General features: G+C 34.4%; 20 protein-coding genes and 1 pseudogene. 18 read left to right on the top strand and 3 right to left on the bottom strand.

Going from position 1 to position 25676, the window contains the following annotated elements:
* The first annotated feature begins 8 nt into the window (after window positions 1-8).
* The 9 genes from GMA17_RS13735 to GMA17_RS13775 all read left to right on the top strand — a co-directional run bounded on the left by GMA17_RS13735 (window position 9) and on the right by GMA17_RS13775 (window position 10131).
* Window positions 9-1673 carry a BatD family protein gene (locus GMA17_RS13735; protein ID WP_248397130.1) on the top strand — a complete coding sequence of 555 codons (1665 nt, stop codon included), beginning with the start codon at window positions 9-11 and terminating at the stop codon, window positions 1671-1673.
* Between the two features lie 2 nt (window positions 1674-1675).
* Window positions 1676-2680, top strand: coding sequence for a VWA domain-containing protein (locus GMA17_RS13740; protein ID WP_248400685.1), 1005 nt, complete (start codon window positions 1676-1678; stop codon window positions 2678-2680).
* Window positions 2681-2735: 55 nt separating this feature from the next.
* Window positions 2736-3773 (top strand): VWA domain-containing protein, encoded by a 1038-nt coding sequence (locus tag GMA17_RS13745; RefSeq protein WP_248397132.1) that lies wholly within the window; start codon window positions 2736-2738, stop codon window positions 3771-3773.
* 71 nt (window positions 3774-3844) lie between these two features.
* Window positions 3845-4699, top strand: a complete 855-nt coding sequence (locus GMA17_RS13750; protein WP_248397134.1) for a tetratricopeptide repeat protein — start codon at window positions 3845-3847, stop codon at window positions 4697-4699.
* A gap of 39 nt (window positions 4700-4738) precedes the next feature.
* Window positions 4739-6511 carry a BatD family protein gene (locus GMA17_RS13755; protein WP_248397136.1) on the top strand — a complete coding sequence of 591 codons (1773 nt, stop codon included), beginning with the start codon at window positions 4739-4741 and terminating at the stop codon, window positions 6509-6511.
* Window positions 6512-6513: 2 nt separating this feature from the next.
* Entirely contained in the window at window positions 6514-7296 is a 783-nt protein-coding gene (locus GMA17_RS13760; RefSeq protein ID WP_371922396.1) for a tetratricopeptide repeat protein, read from the top strand.
* A 59-nt stretch (window positions 7297-7355) separates the two neighbouring features.
* Window positions 7356-7643, top strand: coding sequence for a hypothetical protein (locus tag GMA17_RS13765; protein WP_248397138.1), 288 nt, complete (start codon window positions 7356-7358; stop codon window positions 7641-7643).
* A gap of 84 nt (window positions 7644-7727) precedes the next feature.
* Complete coding sequence (locus tag GMA17_RS13770; RefSeq protein ID WP_248397140.1) at window positions 7728-9320, top strand: SulP family inorganic anion transporter; 1593 nt, start codon at window positions 7728-7730, stop codon at window positions 9318-9320.
* Between the two features lie 184 nt (window positions 9321-9504).
* Window positions 9505-10131: a carbonic anhydrase gene (locus GMA17_RS13775; RefSeq protein WP_248397142.1), complete on the top strand. Its 627-nt coding sequence runs from the start codon at window positions 9505-9507 to the stop codon at window positions 10129-10131.
* A gap of 68 nt (window positions 10132-10199) precedes the next feature.
* On the opposite strand, the gene GMA17_RS13780 is transcribed toward GMA17_RS13775, so the two are convergent.
* Together GMA17_RS13780 and GMA17_RS13785 are read right to left on the bottom strand one after the other, a co-directional pair.
* A complete protein-coding gene (locus GMA17_RS13780) occupies window positions 10200-11291 on the bottom strand; it encodes an HmuY family protein (protein ID WP_248397144.1) in 1092 nt (363 codons plus the stop codon).
* A 14-nt stretch (window positions 11292-11305) separates the two neighbouring features.
* Window positions 11306-13399 carry a TonB-dependent siderophore receptor gene (locus GMA17_RS13785; RefSeq protein WP_248397146.1) on the bottom strand — a complete coding sequence of 698 codons (2094 nt, stop codon included), beginning with the start codon at window positions 13397-13399 and terminating at the stop codon, window positions 11306-11308.
* 148 nt (window positions 13400-13547) lie between these two features.
* On the opposite strand from GMA17_RS13785, the gene GMA17_RS13790 reads away from it, so the two are divergent.
* From GMA17_RS13790 to GMA17_RS13805, 4 genes are read left to right on the top strand one after another with little or no spacing between them, the layout of a single operon-like run.
* Window positions 13548-14453, top strand: coding sequence for a DUF6607 family protein (locus GMA17_RS13790; RefSeq protein ID WP_248397148.1), 906 nt, complete (start codon window positions 13548-13550; stop codon window positions 14451-14453).
* Window positions 14454-14460: 7 nt separating this feature from the next.
* Entirely contained in the window at window positions 14461-15936 is a 1476-nt protein-coding gene (locus GMA17_RS13795) for an ankyrin repeat domain-containing protein (protein ID WP_248397150.1), read from the top strand.
* Window positions 15937-15995: 59 nt separating this feature from the next.
* Complete coding sequence (locus GMA17_RS13800) at window positions 15996-16478, top strand: DUF2271 domain-containing protein (RefSeq protein WP_248397152.1); 483 nt, start codon at window positions 15996-15998, stop codon at window positions 16476-16478.
* Window positions 16479-16511: 33 nt separating this feature from the next.
* Entirely contained in the window at window positions 16512-18704 is a 2193-nt protein-coding gene (locus tag GMA17_RS13805) for a PepSY domain-containing protein (RefSeq protein ID WP_248397154.1), read from the top strand.
* On the opposite strand, the gene GMA17_RS13810 is transcribed toward GMA17_RS13805, so the two are convergent.
* The gene (locus GMA17_RS13810; RefSeq protein ID WP_248397156.1) at window positions 18701-19237 is read right to left on the bottom strand and encodes a CvpA family protein; all 537 of its coding nucleotides are present in this window, start codon (window positions 19235-19237) and stop codon (window positions 18701-18703) included. The genes GMA17_RS13805 and GMA17_RS13810 overlap by 4 nt on opposite strands.
* Before the next feature lie 103 nt (window positions 19238-19340).
* Here GMA17_RS13810 and GMA17_RS13815 point away from each other — a divergent pair.
* The 5 genes and pseudogenes from GMA17_RS13815 (at window position 19341) to GMA17_RS13835 (ending at window position 25671) form a co-directional block, all read left to right on the top strand.
* Window positions 19341-19698: pseudogene (locus tag GMA17_RS13815) on the top strand (hypothetical protein).
* 35 nt (window positions 19699-19733) lie between these two features.
* On the top strand, window positions 19734-20753 hold the full coding sequence (pheS, locus tag GMA17_RS13820) for a phenylalanine--tRNA ligase subunit alpha (protein WP_248397158.1): 1020 nt from the start codon (window positions 19734-19736) through the stop codon (window positions 20751-20753).
* A 128-nt stretch (window positions 20754-20881) separates the two neighbouring features.
* Complete coding sequence (locus GMA17_RS13825; protein ID WP_248397160.1) at window positions 20882-21379, top strand: GbsR/MarR family transcriptional regulator; 498 nt, start codon at window positions 20882-20884, stop codon at window positions 21377-21379.
* 12 nt (window positions 21380-21391) lie between these two features.
* Window positions 21392-22510, top strand: coding sequence for an efflux RND transporter periplasmic adaptor subunit (locus GMA17_RS13830; RefSeq protein WP_248397162.1), 1119 nt, complete (start codon window positions 21392-21394; stop codon window positions 22508-22510).
* An 8-nt stretch (window positions 22511-22518) separates the two neighbouring features.
* Window positions 22519-25671, top strand: a complete 3153-nt coding sequence (locus GMA17_RS13835) for an efflux RND transporter permease subunit (protein ID WP_248397164.1) — start codon at window positions 22519-22521, stop codon at window positions 25669-25671.
* Window positions 25672-25676: the final 5 nt, after the last annotated feature.

The following is a 25676-nucleotide window of genomic DNA, read 5'->3' on the forward strand; positions in this document are numbered from 1 at the left end:
TACAATTTATGAATCCATATTTATACTATAAGAAACATACATCTTCCGTTTTTGGTTTACCACTTGCGGTTCTGTTTTCTTGTATGTTTTTTCTTTTTTCGGCAGTTTCTGTAGCACAAGTAAAATCGGCTACCGATGTTTCTGAAATTAAAATTGGTGAGCAAATTACTTTTCAAATAGAAGTAGAAACAGATAGTACGGATTTAGTTGTTTTTCCGGAAGGCGCTACATTTTTACCTTTAGAAGTTATTGAAACCTACGACATTGATACTACTAAAAATGCAGACAAATTCAATCTGATTAAAAAGTACGGATTAACCCAATTCGATTCTGGATCGTATACCATTCCGAGGCAAAAAATTATAATAAACGATAAAACGCTTTTTACGGATTCGCTTAAAGTTATGGTGAATCCAGTCATTGTTGATACGCTCAAACAGGGCTTATACACTATTAAGCCTATTATTTCAGTAGAAAAAAGCAGCAGCAACTGGTGGAAAACCCTACTTATTATTTTATTAGCTATTGCTTTAGTAGCAGCTTTATTATATTGGTTTCTTTGGCGTAAAAAACCACTAACTGAAGAAGAGAAAATAGCGTTGTTACCTCCTTATGATCGCGCTAAATTAGCTTTAAAACAATTAGATGAGCATCGGTATTTGGAAGAAGAAGCCTATAAAGAATACTATTCTGAATTAACCCTAGCCATCCGTCGTTATTTAGATGAAAAGGTCTATGATCACGCTTTAGAAAGTACCACCGATGAGCTTATTTCCCGTTTACGATTATTAAAAGACGGCAATCAAATTGATTTAAGTCTGGAAACCATTAAAAATCTAGAAAGTATTTTTAAACGTGCCGATTTAGTAAAATTCGCCAAATCAGCACCAGATAAAGAATTAGCTAAATTTGATAGAAAAACAATTGATGAAGAAATTGATCACGTAAAAGAAGTTTTACCAGAACCTACTGAAGAAGAAAAACTTTTAGACGAACAATATAAGGAAGCCCAAGCACGCAAAAAGAAACGCCGAAAAGTAATTATTTCAACTTTGGTGGTTGTTGGTTTATTAATAGCCACCTTCATAGGTTTTGGCTTAAAATATGGTTTCAATTACGTAAAAGACACCTTACTTGGAAATAATAGTTTGGAATTATTGGAAGGTAATTGGGTACGCAGTGATTATGGTTTTCCTCCTATTATTATTTCAACGCCTGAAGTTTTAAAACGTATACAATTAGATTCTACCCAAAGTGAAAACACGCAAGTAGACTATACCACATTTAATTATGGCAGTTTAGGGAGCAACTTAAATATCACATTAAATACAGCTGTTTTAAAGAATCAGAAACCTGAAGACTCTATTAATTTAGTAGCTGTTGCAGAAAAAGCCATTCAAGATTTGGAACGTAAAGGCGTTACTAACATTATTGTAAAAAACGAAAAGTTTGTAACACCTAATAATGCGGAAGGATTAAAAACCTTTGGTTATGCAAACTTTCCAATTGGTACTTCAGATTCTTTTGTGGAAGGGGAATATATATTGCTGCATTTTACAACACAGAATATCATTCAGCAAATTATTATTATATGGCAAAAAGATGATGAATATGCCGCTGAAATGGTGGCGCGTATAGAAAATTCCGTTGAACTAAAACCAACAGCAGAATGATGATGTTTGAAGGAGTCGATTTTTTAGATAAACAGTTTTTTTGGCTATTGTTGCTTATTCCAATTGCCATAGTTTGGTATGTCATAAAACATAATAAACAAACGGCTGAATTAAAAATATCCAGCATAAAAGGCTTTCAGGCAACACCATCTATTTTGCCAAAATTCAGACATCTATTATTTGTACTGCGTATGTTGGCATTGGCCGCTTTAATTACAGCATTAGCCCGACCACGTTCGGTAGATGTCAGTACAAAAACGAAAACCACACGCGGTATTGATATTGTTATGGCTATTGATGTATCTGCGAGTATGTTGGCAAAAGATTTAAAACCAAATCGGTTAGAAGCTCTAAAAGAAGTGGCTGCCGAATTTATTCAGGGCAGACCAAATGACCGAATCGGCTTGGTAGAATATGCAGGCGAAAGTTATACCAAAACACCAATTACTAGTGATAAAGCTATAGTATTACGCTCCTTGAAAAGCATAGAATACAATACCATTATAGAAGGCGGAACAGCCATTGGTATGGGTTTAGCAACAGCCGTAAACCGTTTAAAAGATAGTAAAGCCATCAGTAAAGTCATCATTTTATTAACCGATGGTGTCAATAATTCTGGATTTATAGATCCTAAAATTGCGAGCGAATTAGCCGTTGAATTTGGTATAAAAACCTATACTATTGGTATAGGAACAAATGGCATGGCTTTATCTCCAGTTCGGATGTTGTCCAATGGACAATTTCAGTATGGTCGTGTGCAAGTAGAAATTGATGAGGTCTTACTTCAGCAAATAGCCGATGATACAGGAGGAAAGTACTTCCGTGCCACCGATAATGAGAAGTTAAGTGCCATTTATGACGAGATTAATAAGTTAGAAAAAACAGAAGTAGAAGAGTTTAAATTTTATAATTATCAAGAACTGTTTAGGCCATTAGTGTTTTTAGCGGGTATTTTACTCTTGTTAGAAGTATTATTGCGGATTACTATTTTTAGGAGTTTTGTTTAAATTAAACGTAGTAAGAATAAATATTAAAAGATTCCCATTTTAAGGGAAATAAAATATGTATCAATTAGAAGAAAAAATATGGTTTTGGGTGTTAGCCGTTATTCCGGTAATTATGCTCCTATATTTGGTGCTTCAATTTTGGAAAAAGCGCGCTCAAAATAAGTTTGCAGATAAACGTTTGTTAAAACGCTTAAGTCCAAACCAATCTGGATTTAAAACCGTTTTAAAAGTACTTGTTTTAAGTCTGGCATTTGCTTGTTTAGCCATAGCATTGGTAAACCCTAAAATTGGAACCAAATTAGAAACCGTTAAGCGTGAAGGCGTTGATATTGTTTTTGCCGTAGATGTTTCCAAAAGTATGTTAGCCGAAGATATTGCGCCCAACCGTTTAGAAAAATCTAAACAGCTTGTTACCCAAATCATCAATAACTTGGCTGGAGATCGTGTGGGTATTATTGCTTATGCGGGCAAGGCCTTTCCACAATTACCAATTACCACGGATTATGCCTCTGCAAAAATGTTTTTACAAGGTATGAATACGGATATGTTATCATCTCAAGGAACCGCTATTAATGAAGCCATTGAACTTTCTAAAACCTATTATGATGACGAGCAACAAACCAATCGTGTTTTGATAATTATTTCAGATGGTGAAGATCATTCTGAATTATCACAAAATGTGGCAGCAGAGGCTAATGAAGAAGGTATTAGGATTTTTACTGTTGGGGTTGGCGATGTAAAAGGCGGACCCATTCCTATTAAAAGAAATGGCGTTGTTCTTAATTATAAAAAAGACAATAATGGTGAAACAGTTATTACAAAATTAGATGAAAATAATTTGAAGAAGATTGCTGAAGAAGCCAATGGAACCTATATAAACGGACGTAATACAAACAACGTTGTAGAGCAGATTACCGATATATTAAACGGTATGGATAAACAAGAATATGAAGCCAAGCAATTTGCAGATTTTAAAGATCAATTTCAGTGGTTTTTAGGCTTTGCTATATTCTTCTTATTTATCGATATTTTCTTATTAGAACGCAAAACGGCTTGGCTAAAACGTCTCAATTTATTCAATGAAAACTTTTAAAATTTTCAGAAATAATTTATAGAATTTTTAACGCATTAACAGTCAGTAGTTTTATACTTTTAAAGGCACCAATGAAAAACCTATTTTTTTACATATTCGCCCTAATTTCGGTGGCTTCTTTTTCGCAAGAAGAAGATAAAGCTGCCCAATTAAAAGCCGCTAAAAATGCGAACAATCTCGTCTTTGAAGGAAATGACCTTTTAGGAAATGACGATTTTGTTTCTGCTGAAATGGCTTACCGTCAGGCTATCTCTGAATCTTCAACGGAAACTGTAGGTGTTTATAATTTAGGAACCTCGCAAATTTTAGAAGGTAATTTAGAAGAAGCCTTATACCAATTGCAAAAATCAGCTAAAGCAGCCACGTCTAAATCTGAAAAACATCAAGCCTTTCATAACATTGGAAATATATTAATGACCAATAAAAAATGTAAAGAAGCTGTTGAAGCCTACAAAAATGCCTTGCGAAACAATCCAACAGATGATGAATCGCGATACAATTTAGCATTAGCACAAGAGTGTGCCAAGCAACAGGAAGACCAAAACCAGGACGAGGACAAAGACCAAGATAAGCAGGACGAAAATAAAGACGAGAACAAGGACGACCAAAAGGACAAAGATAAGGATAAGGAAGGCGACCAGGACGACCAGAAAGATAAAGGCGATCAAGATAAAAAGGAAGGCGACGACAAAGAGGATGAAGATGGCAAGCCTAAAGATGATGAAAAAGACAAAGGCAAAGAAAATCAAGATCCTGGGAAAGATAAGGAACAGCAACAACCACCGCAGCCTCAACCGGGACAAATGTCGCCACAGCAAATGAAAAACCTGCTAGAAGCTATGAACAATCAAGAGTCTAAAGTGCAGGAAAAAATGAATGCCGAGAAACAGAAAGGCGTTAAAGTTCAAACTGAAAAAGATTGGTAATTCGGTTACAAAATAATTAGAAGCGGATAGAACGATATCATGAAACTTATAAAACACATTACAGTTATTTTACTAGTGCTATCAAGTACGTTGGCTAGTGCTCAAATAACCTTTGAATCTAAAGTTAGCAAAAAACGACTTGGAATTAATGAGCGATTACGCGTTGATTTCGAAATGAATAAAGATGGTGATAATTTTAATCCACCAGACTTTACTAATTTCACGGTTGTTGGTGGTCCAAATCAAGCCGTAAGTTATGCGTATGCTAATGGAAAACGAACCTATTCTAAAACCTACAGTTATTTTTTAGCACCAAAACGTCAAGGAACGTTTACAATTAATCAGGCTGTGATAGAAATTGACGGTGAAACTTATAAAACTACGCCCATTTCTGTTGTCGTTACAGGTGCTGTTGAAACACCTAAAGATGGCAATAATGCCGATTATATTGCTTCCGAAAACATTCATCTGGTTGCCGAAATTTCAGATGATAAACCGTTTCTAAATGAAGCGATAACCGTTGTGTATAAATTATACGTTTCACCAGATACAGGTGTTAGTAATTGGCGCGAAATTGACAATCCTAAATACAGTGATTTTTGGAGTCAGAACATAGATATCCGACAACTAAAAGTGCAAAATGGGACCTATAAAGGGGAAGATTATCGCTATGTGGTATTGCGCAAAACGGTATTATATCCACAAAAAACAGGTGAATTAGAAATTGAACCATTAAGTTTAGATATTACGGTTGAGGTTCCAACAAACCGACGCGATATTTTTGGTGGTCGTCTCATGCAACAAGCGCACAAAACAGTGTCAGCAGGTAAACGAACTATTAACGTGAAACCACTTCCAGAACAAGGAAAACCAACAGATTTTACAGGTGCTGTGGGCGATTTTAACTTTAAAGTCACCACATCTAAATCGTCATTAAATGCGACGGAATCTTTACAAGCTACAGTAGAAGTATCAGGTTCTGGGAATTTGAAATTATTTCAATTGCCTAAATTAAATTTGCCAAGCTCATTGGAAGTTTATGAGCCTGAGCATGCGGAAGATGTACGGACCAATTTAAACGGCATGCAAGGACGTATTTCAGATAGTTATACGGTTGTACCGCAATTTAAAGGAAAATATCCAATCCCGAATATCTCTTTTTCTTATTTCGATTTAAAAACAGAATCCTATAAAACCATTAATTCCAACGAGATAGTTATTGATGTGTTGCAAGGTCCAACAAGCCAAACAGGTAATCAAGATATTACTGCAGTTGGCGGTGATAAGCAGCGTGTGGTATTAAATAGTAATCAGTTTGCATTTATAAAAACGAGCACGAATTTTACAAGTACCAAACCTGATCACTTTTTTAAATCTACAGGGTTTTGGGCAGCGCTTTTAATGCCCTTTTTAGCAATACCTATGGTTATTGTGTTCAAGAAAAATAAGGATAAACGAGATGCTGATGTATTTGGAAATAAAATTCGTAAAGCAGATAAGCTAGCCAAGAAATACTTAAGCGAGGCCAAAAAAGCGCTCGGTCAAAAAGAAGCATTTTATGTGGCATTAGAAAAAGCCTTACACAACTATTTAAAGGCAACCGTTCATATTGAAACAAGCGATTTAAGTAAGGATAAGATTCAAGAGTTGCTGCATAAAGGCAGTGTAAGCCAAGAAACTATTACTGGTTTTGTGGCCATTTTAAAAAACTGCGAATTGGCGCGTTACACACCAATTACACAGGTGGAAATGGAACAAGATTATGAGCGTGCAGCGCAAACAATTTCAAAAATTGATAAAGAATTAAAATAGATATGTTACAGATAATGCAACTTCATAAAACATATTTTCTCACGCTATTAATAGCTTTAATTAGCTTGTGTTCCCTTGGTCAAAACATGCAATTGTTTGAGCAAGCCAACACCTTATATAACGATGCTAAATACGAAGAAGCTATAAGCAAATACCAACAAATTTTGGATACAGATATGCATTCAGCAGAGCTGTATTTTAATCTAGCCAATGCACATTATAAACTCAACCATATTGCGCCAAGTATTTTTTATTATGAAAAAGCCTTGCAATTAGCACCTAATGATGCTGAAATTAATCAAAATATAGCGTTTGCAAAAAACATGACCTTAGATGCTATTGATGTGGTTCCAGAAGTTGGCGTTTCCAAAGTTATTAATCAGGTTTCAAACGCTGTAAGTTTTGATGCTTGGGCCATTTTGGCCATCTGCTTTGTGTTTTTAGCTGTATTTTCTTTTATTAATTATTATTTGGCAAAAGGAACCAAAACAAAGCGTTTTTCTTTTACAGTAGGATTTATTGGACTGTTTTTAATGTTAGGATCAGTCGTATCAGCTTTCAATAAGTACGATTTAGATAAAAACAACAATCCAGCCATTGTATTTGCTCAAGAAAGTCAAATAAAAAGTGAACCTAACTTAAGAAGCACGGAAGCTTTTGTACTCCATGAAGGAACTAAAGTACAGGTTTTAGATACCGTAGAAAATTGGAAGAAAATTAAATTGACGGATGGCAAAACTGGATGGATTCCGGCTACAGATATTAAATTATTAAAGAAATTTTAAATCTAATTTAACGTTAATAAAATATTGAAAATAATATATTTGCCATCCAATATCATTACATGAGTAAAAAAACTATTGCAATTTTGTTTTCTATTTTATTTGTGGCGTTCATTTCAGCGCCATCAATAATTGTTGCAGTAGACGAAAATGTAGATGTATCTATATTCTATAGCATTACGGAAGAAGAAAATGAAAATTTTAAATTCCCGCTCTTTAATAGTGATTTTAATGAACTAGAGAATTTATACGCTACAAATGCTCAAGATTATTTGGGGTATTATTTCAAGAATTATTCAAAACCCCATTTAAATCTCATTTCACCTCCACCCGATTACAACATCATATAATTTCGTGATTGGCTAATTAATTAGCCTCGTTTTTTATTAACTCTTCTAGTCTGAAACGGATTAGAAGCGCAATTATTTATATGTATGTTTAAAAATATTAAAAGCGACTTACCAGCGAGTATTGTCGTGTTTTTTGTTGCCTTACCTTTATGTTTAGGTATAGCTCTTGCCAGCGGAGCGCCCTTGTTTTCGGGATTAATAGCTGGTATTATTGGAGGAATTGTTGTTGGTGGTTTAAGCGGCTCTAAAATAGGTGTAAGTGGGCCTGCAGCGGGTTTAGCGGCCATTGTTTTAACTGCTATTGGAACTCTTGGCGGTTATGAAAACTTTTTAGTAGCCGTTGTTTTAGGTGGTGCTATTCAGTTAGTATTTGGAGTTTTAAAAGCGGGTATTATTGGGTACTATTTCCCATCTTCCGTAATTAAAGGTATGCTAACTGGGATTGGAATTATCATTATTTTAAAGCAAATACCTAACTTTTTTGGTTATGATGAAGCATCAGCTTGGGATTTAGAGTTTTTTGAAATTGATGGTGGAAATACCTTTTCTGAACTTTTTGCGGTGTTAAGTAACATTCACCCTGGAGCGGCTTTAATAGGAATAGTTAGTTTGTTATTACTTGTATTTTGGGAGAAAATATTAAGCAAAAAATCAAAGCTTTTTGAACTGATACAAGGACCATTTGTTGTGGTGGTTTTAGGAATTGTTTTTTATACACTTTTTCAAGATCATGACTTTCTTTCCATTGGAAATAAACACATGGTTAGTGTTCCAATTCCGGAAAATGCTACCGATTTTTTAAATCAATTTAGCTTTCCAAATTTTTCAGTAATTACCAATGTGGATGTGTGGGTAACGGCCTTTACTATTGCCTTGGTGGCAAGTTTAGAAACGTTGTTATGTGTGGAAGCTTCGGATAAAATTGATCCAAATAAAAACGTGACACCAACCAATAGAGAACTATTGGCACAAGGGACAGGAAATATGATTTCGGGGTTAATTGGTGGTTTGCCAATAACACAGGTAATCGTTAGAAGTTCGGCTAATATTCAGTCGGGTGGAAAAAGCAAATTATCAACTATTTTACATGGCCTTTTATTGTTAATTTCAGTGGTATTAATTCCTAAATTACTCAATATGATTCCCCTATCTGTTTTAGCCGCCATTCTTTTGCTTGTTGGTTATAAGCTGGCTAAACCAACCTTATTTAAAGATATGTATAATTTAGGTTGGAAACAATGGGTACCCTTTATTGTTACGGTTGTGGGTATAGTGTTTACGGATTTGTTGTTTGGCATTGGATTAGGATTAATGGTTGGTGTTGTAGTTATTCTCTTAAAAAGTTACCAAAATTCGCACTTTCTTCATATTGAAGATAAGAGCAATGGAAAACATAAAATAAAAATGACACTTGCTGAAGAAGTAACCTTCTTTAATAAAGGAGCTATTCTTAAAGAATTGGAGAGTTTGCCAAGAGACACGTATTTAGAACTAGACCTTATTAATACAAGATATTTAGATCATGATATCATTGAGATTTTAGAAGATTTCCTGTATAAAGCGGAAGAACGAAATATTAGTATAAAGCTTTTATCTAAACGTGGTATTGTTGAAAATCCATCTAGTTTTATTTCATTTTTCAATGAAAATCAGAAATCAAAAATAAGCTTAAGTTAATTCAAATAAACCTTAAAAAATTAAAACCGTTTAAACATTGGCCCGTTACGATATTTAAAAAAATGTGACGAGAACGTATTGAAAGCATTGCAAAATAAATGCGTCGTCCTTATAATTTTTAATACTTTTAGCGTGTGAAAACAATGTCTTAAACAAAATTGTATACTATTAAATATTAAAATTTATGAATTTAAAAACAGTTTTCGAAAACAATAAGTCCTGGATTCAGGGCAAACTAGATGTTAGTTCAGATTATTTTAAAGATTTAAGTGATGGGCAAAATCCAGAACTTTTATATATAGGATGTTCTGACAGTCGTGTTACGGCTGAAGAATTAATGGGTGCAGCTCCTGGAGAAGTTTTTGTACACAGAAATATTGCTAATATGGTAATTAGTATAGACCTTAATGTCATGTCTGTAGTAAACTATGCCATTGACCATCTTAAAGTTAAGCATGTTATTGTTTGTGGTCATTATGCTTGCGGTGGTGTGAAAGCCGCTATGCAGTCTGCAGATTTAGGGATTTTAAATCCATGGTTGCGTAATATTCGGGATGTATATAGAATTCACAGAGTGGAACTAAATGCTATTGAATGTGAAGACAAGCGTTATGATAGATTGGTTGAACTTAATGTGCAAGAACAGTGTGTCAACTTAATTAAAACAGCTGCTGTGCAAAAAGCGGTTCGTGATAGAGGGTTAGAAGTTCATGGTTGGGTTTTTGATATCCACACCGGAAAATTAATTGATTTAAAAATTGACCTTGAAAAATATCTTGATGATATTCAAGAGATTTATCATTTGGATTAAATAAAAAAAGCCGCTTCAATTGAAGCGGCTTTTTTTTATGGATAATCATTCTGAAAGCTGATGATAACTTATTGTAATAGGCTATAAACAAATTCAGGATGGCCACGTTCTCCATCAGCATTTGTTAGTGCTAAAAATTTCAATTTGTATAAATTACCTTCTGTATCGTTAACTATGTAAAAAACATTTTCTTTTAGGGAAGGTAAAGTTCCTGGTCCACCACCGTTTCTCCAGCTACTTCCAATAGAACGTTGATCGTTACTAAAGTTTGTGTCTACAACATTGGCTAGTGTAAAGTTATCATAACTTAATTCGGTTTCCACATCGGTATCAATCATATAAGCCGTGGCATCTGCTTTACTATTATTTACTACAAAATCCGTGTAACCGTAAGCACCATATCCTGTAATTTCATTGGTAAACACGGTAAAGTTTAAATCCCATTCCGTTTTTGCAGGCTCCACGCTAACTTCAGATTCTGTATCAAAACTAAAAAACGTAAAATTGTAATTTGTGTCTTTAGAAATAGTCACGGTGTTATGAGTTGTAGCCTCTAAATCCGCATATTGTAAAACGTAATCGTTTCCGCTTTTAGTAACACGAATTTTTTTCCAGCCTCTTGGATTGCCTGAAACTTCTACGCTACCATTGGCTGGCGTTTCGGTGCTTACTTCATAACCTAAATTAACCAAATATACATGGTTTGAAATAGCATCATCAGAAATAGCCTTAATTACAGTCCCGTCAATATTACCAAAAGGTGCATCTATAAAACCAGCACTAACATCTTCAAAAGTACCTACGGCCACTTGCGGTTGTAAGGTTTGAACTTCGATGGATGATGCATTCACGGCATCAATATCTGAAGCAGAAAGTTCGGCAGCTGCCATATAAATAGAACCATTTATGGCCACTCTAAAATCGGAACCTGAATAAAAACCTAAATCCCAAGTATCTCGTTGTACAGATGTTGTTGTGTTTGTGCTTAAATCAATATAAATTTGATTAGGCTCGTTTGGACCTCCAATTTGAGGTGCAATTGAAGCACCCTCAATAACAACGTTAATAGGTCCTGATGGTGTGTTATCGTCGTCACTACTACAACTAAAAGTAGTAAATAAAGCGACTGTAAATAGTGCAGATAAAAATTTGTTAATCATAATATATATAGTGTTTAAAGGTTTAATTTATATAATAGTTTTAAATAAAATGAACGTCCGTAACCCAAGGTTAAATTGGAAGTGTTTCCACCATGAGAACCGCCATCTGAAGCAGAATTACGAATATCAACAGATGTAATATCTAGTAAGTTTCTTGCGCCAAGTGTTACTTGAAATGTGTTTTTGAAAAATTCTTTTTTAATGGATGCATCCAGCCAACTATAGCCATCAACAGTTTGTTGTGTAAAAATGTTATTTCCTTCATTATCTACGTCACCATTGGCGGCAAAATCTTTTTGTTCGCCATTATACTTATATAGCATGGTAAAGTAAGTGTCCCATTTTTTGGCATAATAGGTAGCACTTGAATTAATATGGTAGGAAAACAAAAAATCATCGTTGGCATTAATTTCATCATCTAAAACCCGCGAAATTCCTTGCAATGTCGCTCCTAAATTAAAAGTCCAATTATCCGCTTTTATACTGTTATTAAGGGTTGCACCCATTAACTTATAGCTATTAATGTTTATATATTGGTATTGCAATGGCGTTGTATTTACAATAGCCAAATCAATCTTATCTTGTAATGATATGTAGTTTATTTTGAATTCATTAACCAAAGATAAATCGTTAAACCAGCTACGCTTTTTCACATTAAAAAAGGCGGTATAACCGTTTTCGGGTTTTAGGTTTTCATTCCCACGGACATCATGATTAGAATCTACAAAGTAATAATACAGTTCTTCAAAGCTTGGTGTTCTATAGGAGCTTCCTAATTCGGCACGTAGTTCAAAACCGTGTTCAAACAGGTAACGCGCACTTAAAGACCCTAGTAATTTAGACTTGAAAAGGGAGTTATGGTCGTACCGCATACCAGGTCTAACGGAAAATTTTTTGCTAAAACGGTATTCTCCAGAAGCGTAACCTGCCAAACTAGTTACCGATTGTAGTTTATCCATTTGGGTTTCATTTCCCGAGGCCTGGGTATCAAAACCTTCAATATAACGTAATTCGTAGCCTAATTGAAAGTTGAATTTATCTGTTTTAATTAAGTTATTTACGGCACCATTGGAGAAAAGAACTTTCGTAGATTGGTAGGTTTCATCTATTTCATTATCTTTTGTTTCCGTAAGAATATAATACGTAAAATCATTTAAATTTCGTTCTTGCTGTTGGTACGAAAAGGATGCTTTATAATTAATACCCGATTGTAATTGGCCAGATACATTTAAATTATTTACAAACCGATTCGTTTTGTAAACCCGATCGTTGGTTGTGGGGTTAATGGTTTGTGAAGCAACATCAGGATTGGTTCTAACGGAACGATTGTAAAAGTTTAATTCTTCATTAAAATAATCAAATCGGTAGTTCAAGTTAAAGGCTTCAGACTGATAGTTAACTAAAGCATTGCTGTTTATTTGTGTTTTTGGTAGCCATTCATACCCGCGTAAATTATCTGTTCCGTAGTAATCTTTCCCTTGCCTTTCTCCAAAATAACCAGCAAATTGATTACGGTTAAAACCCACTCTAGCAAACCATTTATCATTAATATTGTGAGATACATTTACCAGTTGTATATGGCGGCCTTCATCAAACCAAGCGTACTCATTACCTACGGTCTCTTCTTGAATTCCTGTTTGTATTTCCCATTTCCCATCAATTGCTTTTTTGGTAATAATATTAATAACTCCAGAAACAGCATTGGCGCCATATTCTACACCCATAGCACCTTCTACAATTTCTATGCGCTCAATATCATCTAAATTTATTTGGGTTAAATCAATATTATTTCCAACGCCATTATCACTAACTAAAGGAATATTATCAATTAGAATGGTGAAATACTGCTGATCTAATCCAAAAAACGAAATATTAGATTTCCCGGTTTGGGCGCTGGGAAGGATCGTTAAATTTAAATTGAAGTTTAATAAATCGGCTATGTTATTAGCTGCCTGACTTTCAATTTGCTGCCTCGTGATTACGGTTACATTATGAACCGATTTTTTTATGGACTGCGGATTATATTGGCCAGTAATAACCACCTCACTTAATTGTTCTGTTTTAGTAGAATCTGTTTCTATTTCTTGTGAATAAATAAATGGACTCAAAAAAAGCAGAAAAAAAAGTGAAAAGTTATTTTTATTTAGACTCATTCTTTATAGATTTGCTGCAAATATAAAATCTTATTTTAATTCAATCTAAATAAGAATAAAAAAATTTTGAATTAAGTCCAAATAAAAAAATAAAACTCTAAAAATGAAACAAGTAGCTTTAACCACACTTTTATTAGTAGCATTATTTACACAAATTCATGCACAATCTAAACTACAACAAGATCAAAAAGCCATCAAAAACATGTGTGGTTGTTATGAAGTGAACTTTAATTTTGCGGAAACTTTTGAATATTCTGGTGATTCAACTTACATGCCATCGGCAACAAAACATGATAAAGGAATAGAGTGGGTAGAGCTGGTTCAAGATGATGCCGATAAAATTGTCATGCAGCATTTATTAATTGTTGGATCTAAAGAGCGTCCATATATTGTAAAGCATTGGCGACAAGATTGGGAGTTTGAAAACACCAATTTATATGTTTATGACCATGATAACAAGTGGAACTTTGTAACACTTCCAAAAGAAGACGTGGCTGGTCAATGGACACAGCGCGTTTTTCAAGTTGATGATAGTCCGCGTTATGAAGGATCTGCCACTTGGGTTCATATCGATGGAAAAAGTTATTGGGAAAATACCACTACAGCACCTTTAGCAAGACGAGAATACACAACACGTAGTGATTATAATGTAATGAATAGAACCAACAGACATGAAATTGTTGCCAACGGTTGGATTCATGATCAGGATAACGATAAGGTTATTCGTGAAACTGGAAAGGAAGACGTGATTTTGGCTCAAGAAAAAGGACATAATACCTACGTGAAAATTGACGATAGCGAATGTAAAGCGGCCCAAGACTATTGGGCAAAGAACAAAGAGAAATGGGTAATTGTTAGAGCTAAATGGGATGCTGTTTTTGCACGAAACACAAATTTAATGTTGGAAGAAAAAGTAGATAACAAAACCATGTTTAAATATTTATTGGATGATGAGAACTATAAAACTTCGGAAACTATCAACCCAATTATTGATGCATTTGTAAAATAAGAATACTATGAAAATTAAATCTATAATATACGCCTTAATCCTAGTTTTAAGCCTTCAAAGCTATGCTCAAGATAATGTGTTTTTAAATCGCGATTTTTGGAGCAACAAACCATCTGTGGAAGATGTAGATGTCCAAATTAAAGCAGGACATGATATAACGCAAGCTAATAGCAATAATTTTGACGCCGTTGTATATGCTATTTTGCAAGATGCACCCAACGAAACCATTCAATACATTCAATCCTATAATGGAAATGACGTCAATAAATTAACCCATGACGGACGAACCTATATTTTTTGGGCCGCTTACAAAGGTAATACCGAAATCATGCAATACCTTTTAAAGAAAGGTGCCAAAACGGATATAACCGATGATAAAGGAAATACTATTTTAAATTTTGCAGCTGGTTCAGGACAAACCAATACCAAAGTATATGATATGTGTTTGGCACATGGTGCCAATTTAAAATCGGATCTTACACCGTCAGGAGCCAATGCACTACTACTAGCAGCACCTTTTGATACCAATTTTAAACTCATCAATTATTTTACATCTAAAGGCCTCGATATTCAAAGTGTGGACTCCAATGGGAATGGCGTTTTTAATTATGTTGCGAAAACTGGTAACAAGGAATTATTAAATCAATTAGTAGAGAAAGGTGTTAAAGGAAATAACCAAGCCTTTATTTTTGCTGCCCAAGGAACCCGGAGCCACACCAATGATTTAGACTTTTACACCTATTTAGAAGAAGTAGGATTAAACCCCAATACGTCTTCAAAAGAAGGCGAAACACCTTTGCATATTTTAGCGGCTCGTAGTAAAGATCTAGACTTGATACGCTATTTTATAAAAAAAGGAGTTGATGTAAATCAAGCGGATGCTGATGGAAATACAGCCTTCTTAAACGCAGCTTACCGAAATAATTTGGAAGTCATAACCATTCTTAACAAACAAGTAAAAGATATTAATGCGGTGAACAAGAAAGGTGAATCTGCATTAGCCTTGGCTCTTAAAAACAATACCTTTCAGGTGGTTGATTTCCTAATAGAAAACAAAGCAGAAGTTTCGGTTATTGATGCCAATGGAAACAATATTATAGCGTATGTTATGGAATTCTTTACTGTTAATAATCAAAAGGAGTTTGAACAAAAAATAGCCTTAATTAAAGCTAATGGAATAGATATTACCAAACCTCAAAAAAATGGAAATACGTTATTTCATTTAGCCGTTTTACAAAATAACTTGGACTTAGTAAAATGGGTAAACACCTATCCTGTTAATGTAAATGCAAAAAATAGTGAAGGTAATACAGCTCTGCATTTGGCTGCTATGCGTGCTAAAAATTCAGACATATTAAAATATTTAGTTTCAATAGGCGCTAAAACGGATGCGGTAACAGAATTTGATGAAACCGCTTTCGATTTGGCATCTGAAAATGAGATTCTAAAATCCAGTAAAAGCAATTTAGATTTTTTGAAGTAGTTAATTGAAAACCTGTTAGTCTTTCATCAACCTAGCAGGTTTTAGTAAAATTAGAAACCATGAAAATAAAACATATAATACTTGTTAGTTTTTTAACCTTTGGATTATTATCCTTTACAACCATTGCAGATTCTACCAAATACAAATGTATGATTCAAATGACGAATTATACAGGTGAAGCTGCGTATGTAGTTATTTCCTTGATAAATCCAGATGGCGAATACGAAAAAACCCTATACGTACAAGGAGATGACAGCGAATGGTATCATGATATAACGGACTGGTGGAAATTCTACGGAAAAAAACGTAGCAATATAGATGTCATTACTGGAGCAACTATTGCTGGAGGCGCCAGAACTATTAGTGTTATAGATATTGAAGATTCTAAAATTGATGCTGGTTATAGCATCCGTTTTGAAACAGCCGTTGAGGATCAGGAATATTACACCAAAGATGTGGAATTTCCATTGACTTCTGAAACAGTAAAAAGCAAGAAAGAAGGCAGCGGATTTATTCGTTATGTTCGGATGATGCCAAATTAATTTTTTTGAACTTATAATTAATACGTTTGGTTTATGACCATTTCAATTTGGAGATACAGTCACCTTGCCTTGGCCGTGTCTTCTTTTGTTTTTATTCTTTTAGCCTCCATAACAGGAATTATTTTGGCGTTTCAGCCTATTTCTGAACAAATTCAACCTTTTAAATCGGCTGATTTTGAAACCATAACGGTAGCCGAAACTATTTCCACATTAAAGCAAACCTATCCGGAAATTATAGATGTTCAAATTGATGCTAATGATTTTGTTTTAGCTTCTGTAATTACCCATGAAGGCCACAGTAAAACTGGTTATATCAATCCGAAAAACGCTGAATTTCTTGGCGATAAAATAGATGTTTCACCATTTTTTCAATGGGTTACTAACTTCCATAGATCCTTATTTTTAAAAAGCACAGGACGCTTTTTTGTTAGTTTTTGTTCGTTCCTTTTATTTTTAATTGCGGTTTCGGGTTCTATTCTAATTGTAAAAAGACAACGTAGTTTTAAAAAGTTCTTTTCAAAAATTATCAATGAGAACTTTAATCAATATTGGCATATTGTTTTAGGACGTTTGTCTTTAATTCCCATAATTATTATCACCATTACAGGTGTGTATTTGTCTTTAGAGAAATTTGATTTACTACCAACTTCCAATACCACACACAATATTGATTTTGATGCTATTTCAGCTACACCAGAATTACCGGTTGAAGATTTCGCTGTGTTTAAAAACACACAGCTCTCTGAAGTTCGCGCCATAGAATTTCCGTTTTCTGATGATGTGGAAGATTATTACACCCTAGCATTAACTAATCAAGAAGTAGTAATTAATCAATTTACAGGCGAAATTTTAAGTAGAATTAAGTATCCGCTTGTTACTTTTTATTCCGAGTTAAGCCTGAATTTACATACGGGAAAAGGCAGTATTTTATGGTCTGTTATTTTAGCACTTGCTACGGCAAACATCCTGTTTTTCATTTATTCAGGATTTGCTATGACAGTAAAACGCCGAAAATCTAAACTAAAAAATAAGTATAAAAAGGATGCATGTGAGTTTGTTATTCTAGTAGGATCAGAAAACGGAAGTACCTTACCGTTTGCTAATGTTTTACATGAGCAACTTTTAGAAGCTGGTAAAAAATCTTACATTACAGAATTGAATAATTATACAACTTTTAATAAGGCGGAACATCTAATTATTCTAACCGCAACCTATGGTCAAGGAGATCCACCAACCAATGCTACTAAATTTTTAGAGCTTTTAAAAACAACCCAACAGCCACGTACCTTACAATATTCCGTCGTTGGTTTTGGTTCTTATGCCTATGCTGATTTTTGCAAATTTGCCTTGGATGTAGATAAAGCTATGCAAACCGAATTCAAGCAATTTTTACCTGTTTTTACTATTAATGATAAATCGGTTGATGCTTTTAAACAATGGACAAATTCGTGGACGGAAAAAATACATGTTCCTGTTCAAATTGCAGAAGAAAAATTAGTTGCTAAACCAAAATTAACCAATTCACTGACGGTTGTTCACAAAACAGACGTAGCGGATAATCCAGATCAAACATTTATACTGACACTGAAAGCCAAACAAGCCAAACGGTTTGTTTCTGGCGATTTGCTTGCCGTTTATCCAGCTAATGATTATCGGGAACGTCTATATTCTATTGGAAAAGTAGATGGACATATTCAACTAAGTGTCAAATTTTACGACAATGGATTAGGTTCTAATTTTCTAAACGGTTTTAGTTTGGGCAGTACCTTTAAAGCACACATTATTAATAATGCGGCTTTTCATTTTCCTAAAAAAGCACCACATGTCGTGATGATTGCTAATGGAACTGGTATTGCTCCATTTTTAGGAATGTTAAATGCAAACACCAAACTAAAAACAGTGCATTTGTATTTCGGATTACGGACCAACGAATCTTACAAATTATACAAATCGCAAATAGAAGGCTATTTAAATACTCAAAAATTAGCCCGTTTGGAATTAGCACTATCACGCGAAACCAATAATAATTATGTTCAAAATTTACTTTTAAGAGATTCTGAATTTATGGCAGCTACGCTAAAAAACAAAGGTGTTTTAATGTTATGTGGCTCATTAGCTATGCAAAACGATGTGCTCAAAACCTTGGAGCTTATTTGTGAAAAACACCAATTAGAAGGGCTGCATATCTATCAACAAAACGGACAAATTCAATCGGATTGCTATTAAGATTCTGGTATTAATTCTGCCTCAGTTGTTTCTTCCACTTCTTGATTTTCAGCTGATTTTATTACAAATGGAAAAATCATGGGAGCAATGGATTTTACGGGCTTGTAAAGTATAGCGTTTTCCGTATTTTCGTCATCTACAAAAGTAATCGTGGTATTCATAGCATCAAAAATATTGAGTAACACACTTAAAATTAATGCCATTTTCACCACACCAAAAAGCCCACCTAATAACTTATTTAAAATTCCTAAAGCAGCAAAATCCGCTAGTTTAGTCAAGGCTTTGCCTGCCAAAGCAATAACTAAAACAATCACAATAAAGGTGATGGCAAATGCAGCTACATTAATGGTTTTTTCATCCCAATCCACATAATCCATAAGTAATTCTGCTGCGTAAAAACTAAAGTGAATGGCACCATAAATTCCAGCAATTAAAGCGACTAGTGAGGCAATTTCAACAAAGAAACCTTTTAGAAACCCACGCACAAGTCCTAAACCTAAAAATGCCACTAAAATGATATCAATTACGGTCATATTACATTAGAATTTCGTCAAATATAAGTTAACTTTGCCAAAATAAAACTGAATATGAAATTGAAGTTCGACTTCAAATTCATTTTCAACTTCAATTTAAAACATGTCTAGAGACGAACAATTAAAAGAACGATGGGAACAAGTGGTGCATAAATTATCTGCACAATTTGCTGATGGTGATAAACTGGATTTAGATGCTATAATTTATTTAATTGGTGTGCAAGAGCTAGGTCAGTTGGATAGAAAATTTAAAAAAGATCATAAATTAGATTTGATGCATATTGCTATTTGTCGCCTTTTTGGAACCTTATGGTTATTATGAATTTGATTATTTTGATGAAGACAAATGGCCACATTATAAAGTTAAAGAGCAGCTACCAAACTTAAAAGCAGGCGAGCAAAGTGTACTGATGAAAGAAGCTATTGTAAGTTATTTTATTGAAGTGGAGTATATAAAATAAGAATTATTAAATTTGCACTCATTTTCAATGAAATCATGATAGATAAGATAAAAGAATTAATTGCCGAAGCGGAAGCATTTCAAGCAAAATCTAAAGAGGAAGTCGAAGCATTTCGAATTAAATTTTTAGGAAAAAAAGGCGTGCTTAATGATTATTTTAAGGAGTTTAAAAACGTAGCTAACGATCAGAAAAAGGAGTTTGGTCAGGTTATTAATGCGCTTAAAAAAACAGCAGAAGATAAAGTAGCAGCACTTAAGGAGGATCTGGAAAACAATGAGGAGTCGGCCGGTTCGTTTGATGACTTATCTCGTCCAGGCGATCCAATTGAAATTGGTGCAAGACACCCTATTTCATTAGTAAAAAATCAGATTATTGATATTTTTTCACGCATTGGTTTTAATGTTAGTGAAGGTCCAGAAATTGAAGATGATTGGCATAACTTTACCGCGTTAAATTTGCCAGAATACCATCCAGCACGAGATATGCAGGATACCTTTTTTATTCAAACAGATCCAGACATTTTATTACGTACACATACCAGTTCGGTACAGGTGCGTTATATGGAAAACAATAAACCACCTATTCGGACAATTTCTCCAGGTCGTGTGTATAGAAATGAAGCAATTTCATCACGTTCGCATTGTTTTTTCCACCAAGTTGAAGGTTTATATATTGATAAAGACGTGAGTTTTTCCGATTTAAAACAAACCCTTCAATATTTTACAACTGAAATGTTTGGAAAAAGTAAAATTCGTTTACGTCCATCCTACTTTCCGTTTACAGAACCGAGTGCTGAAGTAGATGTGTATTGGGGATTGGAAACCGAAACCGATTACCGTATTACTAAAGGAACGGGCTGGTTGGAAATTATGGGATGTGGTATGGTGGATCCTAATGTATTGGAAAACTGTGGTATAGACTCTAAAGAGTATTCCGGTTTTGCATTTGGTATGGGAATCGATCGTATTGCTATGCTATTACACCAAATTGGCGATATCCGTTTGTTAAGTGAAAACGATGTGCGTTTTTTAGAGCAATTTAAATCTGCTTTATAAATTAATCTTCAAAATATACTGTTCAAAAGCCGATGAAATAATCGGTTTTTTTATTTAACAATTTTTTAACTTCGGTTAGTTCGGTTATTTCCGAACTAACCGTAATTTTGCATTCTTATTATATTAAAATGGAGAAAGAATTAATCGTTAAGAAAAACCAGTTAGTTGAAAAACTAGGCGTTAACTTTGAACATAGTGAGCAGCTAGCACCTGTTGCTGCGCGTATTTTAGCTTTTATAATACTTACAGGAAAGGTAGGCGCCACTTTTGAGGATTTGGTATCCAATCTTTGTGCTAGCAAGAGTACTATTTCAACGCATTTAAATCACCTTCAAGACTTAAATAAAATCTCGTATTTCACAAAAATGGGAGATCGTAAAAAGTATTTTATTATTAATGCAGATACCTTAGTACAACATGTTAACGACATGGTATCAAAATGGGAATTGGAGAAAGAACTACATGAAGAAGTTGCTGATTATAAAACACAAATTAATAATTTGGAAAGCACGACTTCCGAGTTGAAATTCGATTTAACATATCATGAAAATTATATAAACTATCTAAATCTAGCTATGACATCTATGTTGGAATTGAAATCCAAAGTAGTTGCTATGAAATCTTAAACATAACCAAAAATGAAAAAAAACACATTTAATATTTTGATTCCTAGTGTATTAGTTTTTGCGCTTTTTAGCTGTGGAAATAAAAAAGAACAACAAAAGCCACGACCAGCAATGCCATCTCCTGTTGTTGAGGTTTCTAAACAAACGGTTATTACGCACCAAGACTTCCCTGCTAGTATTGAAGGTGAAGTAAATAGTGAGGTGCGACCAAAAATTTCAGGATATATTAAAGAAGTGCTAGTTACAGAAGGGCAAGCCGTAAAGCAAGGTCAAGTAATTTTTAAACTGGAAACACAAACTTTAAGTCAGGACGCTCAAGCTGCAAAAGCGAATGTGAATGCGGCTCAAGTTGAAGTTAATAAACTTAAGCCTTTAGTGGAAAAAAACATTATTAGTAGTGTTCAATTGGAAACCGCTAATGCTAAATTGTTACAAGCGCAAAGTGCTTATAATAGTATTGGTGCAAATATTAATTATGCTAATGTGCAAAGTCCGGTTGATGGTGTTGTAGGTTCTATAAACTTTAGAAAAGGTGCGTTGGTAAGTGCTCAAGATCCCATGCCACTAACAAATGTATCCGCAATTGATGATGTATATGCCTATTTTTCTTTAAACGAAAAAGAGTTTATTACGTTCATGGAAGAGGCAGAAGGTGAAACAGGGGAAGAAAAAATCAAGCTTTTCCCAGAAGTTAAATTGCGTTTAGCTAACGGCCAAATATATGAGCATTCCGGGAAAATTGAAACCATTGCAGGAGACATTAATGTTCAAACTGGAACGATAACATTTCGGGCCAAATTTGATAATAAAGCAGGTTTACTCCGTAACGGTAGTAGTGGAACTATTTTAATTCCTAGAACGTATGAAAATGTTTTAGTGGTGCCATCAGAATCTACTTTTGAAAGACAAGGAAAGAATTTTGTATATAAAGTTATTGGCGATTCACTAGTAGATAAACCCATTGCTGTTTTAAGGTCTACAAACCGCATGTATATAGTTAGTGGCGGGCTAGAAGTAGGTGAAACTATTTTAGCAAAAGGACTCAATAAAGTAAGTCCTGGTATTAAAATTACACCCATTAAGAAATCATTAGATAGTATTATTAACTCCTTTGATACGGTATTTAAATAAGACTAATTATGTTAAAGACATTCATTGAAAGACCCGTTTTATCAACGGTAATTTCCATTATAATAGTTATTCTCGGTATTTTAGGACTACTTCAATTACCAGTCACCCAATACCCAGATATAGCACCACCAACGGTTCAAGTAAATGCTTCTTATCCAGGAGCGAATGCTGAAACAATTCTAGAAAGTGTAATTGTTCCTATTGAAGAGCAAATTAATGGTGTAGAAGGCATGACATATATTACCTCTACAGCTAGTAACTCGGGTAGCGCTTCAATTCAAGTGTTTTTTGAGCAAGGTTACGATGCCGATATTGCCGCAGTTAACGTACAAAACAGAGTAGCGCGAGCAAATGCTTTATTACCAGCGGAAGTTATTCGTGCGGGCGTTATTACGCAAAAGCAGCAAAACTCAGCTTTATTATTTGCCGCGGTTTATTCTACCAATCCAGAATATAATGACACCTATATTCAAAACTATGTTAACATTAATATTAAACCAGAGATACAGCGTATTAATGGTGTTGGCGCTTTAAATGTTTTTGGAGCTAAAGATTATTCCATGCGTATTTGGTTAGATCCCGTTAAAATGGCTGCTTATAAAATTGAGCCACGGGAAGTAACACAAGCAATTAACGAGCAAAGTTTAGAAGCTGCTGCTGGTTCATTTGGACAAAATAGTGGAGAATCTTTTGAGTATGTTGTAAAATATAAAGGGCGATATAAGGAAGCTAATGAATACGAGGATATCGTAATTAAGGCTTTAGGAAATGGTCAGTTTTTACGGGTAAAAGATGTAGCAAAGGTGGAGCTAGATGCTTTTTCGTACTCATCAATATCTAAAACAAATGGAAATGCGGCTGTTAACTTTGGGGTTTATCAAACGCCTGGCTCTAACGCCCAAGAAATTATTGAGAATATCTATGTTAAATTGGACGAGCTGAAAAAAGACTTTCCAGAAGGTATGGATTATATCATTAACTATGATACCAATAAGTTCCTAACGGCATCTGTGGATAAAGTAGTAAATACCTTATTGGAAGCCTTTCTATTAGTGTTCCTAGTGGTATTTATATTCTTACAGGATTTTAAATCGACATTAATTCCCGCCATCGCCGTTCCAGTTTCCATTATTGGTACCTTCTTTTTCCTGAATATGTTGGGGTATTCTATAAATCTATTAACGCTATTTGCATTAATTCTAGCCATTGGTATTGTGGTGGATGATGCTATTGTGGTTGTAGAAGCCGTTCATGCCAAATTAGAAGATGGCTATACCAATGCCAAGGAAGCATCTATTTCGGCCATGAGTGAAATTACTGGTGCTATTATTTCTATTACGCTAGTCATGATGGCGGTTTTTATACCTATTACATTTATTCAAGGACCATCTGGTGTATTTTATGAGCAGTTTGGTGTTACATTAATGATTGCCATATTTATTTCGGCCGTAAATGCTTTAACATTAACACCTGCTTTATGTGCTATTTTCTTAAAGCCTCATAAAAAGGAGGATGAACATAAAAAGAAAAAACGCTCGTTGATGCAACGTTTTTACGATGCTTTTAACGCAGGGTTTAATGCAACAACGGCAAAATACGCCAAATCTGTAGGGTTTTTAATCAGACATAAATGGATTACCATCATCATTTTAGGTTTAAGTATTTTTGGAATTATTGCAGCAGATAAAGTAATCCCAACAGGATTTGTTCCTGCTGAAGATAGAGGTATAATATTTATGAATGCGGAATTACCTCCTGGATCATCTTTAGACCGTACGTTTGAGGTAAATAAACAATTAGAGGAAGCTATTAAAGGCGTTGATGGTATTAAAGGTGCATCGTTTATTAGTGGTCAAAACTTTTTCTCTGGTGCAGGTAGTTCAAATGCCATGGGCTTTATTATTTTAGAATCATGGGATGATCGTGATACCGATGCCACAACTGTTAATGCCATTATTGGTCAGTTGTTTCAAAAATCCGCTATGATTCCAGATGCTAATATTATCTTTTTTACACCACCTAGTGTACCTGGTTTTGGTAGTGCAGATGGTTTTGAAATGCGCTTATTAGATAGAAATGCAAGACCATTAACAGAACTTGATGATACAGCTAACGATTTTGTGCAGCTATTAAATCAGAAACCTGAAATTGCCTTTGCATCAAATTCATTTAGTACCAATTTCCCGCAATTACAATTAGATATTAATGCGGAACGTGCTAAAGAAGCCGGGATTTCAACTAGTGCTATTTTATCAGCGCTTCAAGGTTATATTGGTGGTAATTATGTGGCCGATTTCAGTAAGTTTGGAAAACAATTCCGTGTATTTATACAAGCTTTACCGGAAGACCGTGTTGACGAAACTAGTTTAAATAGTATGATGGTTAAAACGCCAACAGGCGAAATGACACCAATTTCACAATATGTATCATTTAAACGGGTCTATGGTCCGCAAACGGTTAATCGTTTTAACTTATTTAACGCGGTTACAGTAAATGGTGCCGCAACACCAGGTTATAGTTCAGGTGATGCCATTAATGCCATTAACGAATTAGCTGAAAATAATTTACCAGAAGGATATCAAATAGCTTATTCAGGTATTACACGTGAAGAGATTGCGTCTTCAGGACAGTCTACAGTCATTTTTATGATTAGTATTTTGTTTGTGTTCTTCTTGTTAGCTGCACAATATGAAAGTTATTTATTACCATTAGTTATTATTTTCTCGTTACCAATTGGTGTAGCTGGAGCGTATTTAACAACCTATTTAGCTGGGTTGGAAAATAATATTTACTTCCAGATTGCCCTAATTATGTTATTGGGTTTACTAGCTAAAAACGCCATTTTAATTGTGGAGTTTGCTGTTCAACGCCGACAACATGGCTTGTCCATTGTAGATGCTGCTATTGATGGTGCTAAAGTCCGATTGCGTCCAATTTTAATGACATCCTTTGCATTTATTTTAGGTATTACACCATTGATGTTAGCCAAAGGTGTAGGTGCAGTAGGGAATAATTCTATTGGTACAGGTGCTGTTGGAGGCTTGTTAGTAGGTACTGTAGTTGGGGTTTTTGTAATACCGGTATTGTTTGTCATATTCCAATGGTTACAAGAAAAAATTACGGGTGCTCCAGTTGTTGTTAATGAAGAAATAAAAGAATAAAAAGG

Source organism: Bizionia sp. M204 (assembly GCF_023205095.1).
In the GTDB taxonomy this organism is placed as follows: Bacteria; Bacteroidota; Bacteroidia; order Flavobacteriales; family Flavobacteriaceae; genus Algorimicrobium; species Algorimicrobium hallyeonense.

What these genes read in the sequence shown, in the direction of transcription:
- GMA17_RS13805 (WP_248397154.1), top strand. Translation starts at nt 16,512, where the DNA reads ATGACCATTTCAATTTGGAGATACAGTCACCTTGCCTTGGCCGTGTCT.
- GMA17_RS13735 (WP_248397130.1), top strand. Translation starts at nt 9, where the DNA reads ATGAATCCATATTTATACTATAAGAAACATACATCTTCCGTTTTTGGT.
- GMA17_RS13800 (WP_248397152.1), top strand. Translation starts at nt 15,996, where the DNA reads ATGAAAATAAAACATATAATACTTGTTAGTTTTTTAACCTTTGGATTA.
- GMA17_RS13740 (WP_248400685.1), top strand. Translation starts at nt 1,676, where the DNA reads ATGTTTGAAGGAGTCGATTTTTTAGATAAACAGTTTTTTTGGCTATTG.
- GMA17_RS13790 (WP_248397148.1), top strand. Translation starts at nt 13,548, where the DNA reads ATGAAACAAGTAGCTTTAACCACACTTTTATTAGTAGCATTATTTACA.
- GMA17_RS13755 (WP_248397136.1), top strand. Translation starts at nt 4,739, where the DNA reads ATGAAACTTATAAAACACATTACAGTTATTTTACTAGTGCTATCAAGT.
- GMA17_RS13835 (WP_248397164.1), top strand. Translation starts at nt 22,519, where the DNA reads ATGTTAAAGACATTCATTGAAAGACCCGTTTTATCAACGGTAATTTCC.
- GMA17_RS13795 (WP_248397150.1), top strand. Translation starts at nt 14,461, where the DNA reads ATGAAAATTAAATCTATAATATACGCCTTAATCCTAGTTTTAAGCCTT.
- GMA17_RS13775 (WP_248397142.1), top strand. Translation starts at nt 9,505, where the DNA reads ATGAATTTAAAAACAGTTTTCGAAAACAATAAGTCCTGGATTCAGGGC.
- GMA17_RS13830 (WP_248397162.1), top strand. Translation starts at nt 21,392, where the DNA reads ATGAAAAAAAACACATTTAATATTTTGATTCCTAGTGTATTAGTTTTT.
- GMA17_RS13825 (WP_248397160.1), top strand. Translation starts at nt 20,882, where the DNA reads ATGGAGAAAGAATTAATCGTTAAGAAAAACCAGTTAGTTGAAAAACTA.
- GMA17_RS13760 (WP_371922396.1), top strand. Translation starts at nt 6,514, where the DNA reads ATGTTACAGATAATGCAACTTCATAAAACATATTTTCTCACGCTATTA.
- GMA17_RS13770 (WP_248397140.1), top strand. Translation starts at nt 7,728, where the DNA reads ATGTTTAAAAATATTAAAAGCGACTTACCAGCGAGTATTGTCGTGTTT.
- GMA17_RS13745 (WP_248397132.1), top strand. Translation starts at nt 2,736, where the DNA reads ATGTATCAATTAGAAGAAAAAATATGGTTTTGGGTGTTAGCCGTTATT.
- GMA17_RS13750 (WP_248397134.1), top strand. Translation starts at nt 3,845, where the DNA reads ATGAAAAACCTATTTTTTTACATATTCGCCCTAATTTCGGTGGCTTCT.
- GMA17_RS13780 (WP_248397144.1), bottom strand. Translation starts at nt 11,291, where the DNA reads ATGATTAACAAATTTTTATCTGCACTATTTACAGTCGCTTTATTTACT.
- GMA17_RS13765 (WP_248397138.1), top strand. Translation starts at nt 7,356, where the DNA reads ATGAGTAAAAAAACTATTGCAATTTTGTTTTCTATTTTATTTGTGGCG.
- pheS (WP_248397158.1), top strand. Translation starts at nt 19,734, where the DNA reads ATGATAGATAAGATAAAAGAATTAATTGCCGAAGCGGAAGCATTTCAA.
- GMA17_RS13810 (WP_248397156.1), bottom strand. Translation starts at nt 19,237, where the DNA reads ATGACCGTAATTGATATCATTTTAGTGGCATTTTTAGGTTTAGGACTT.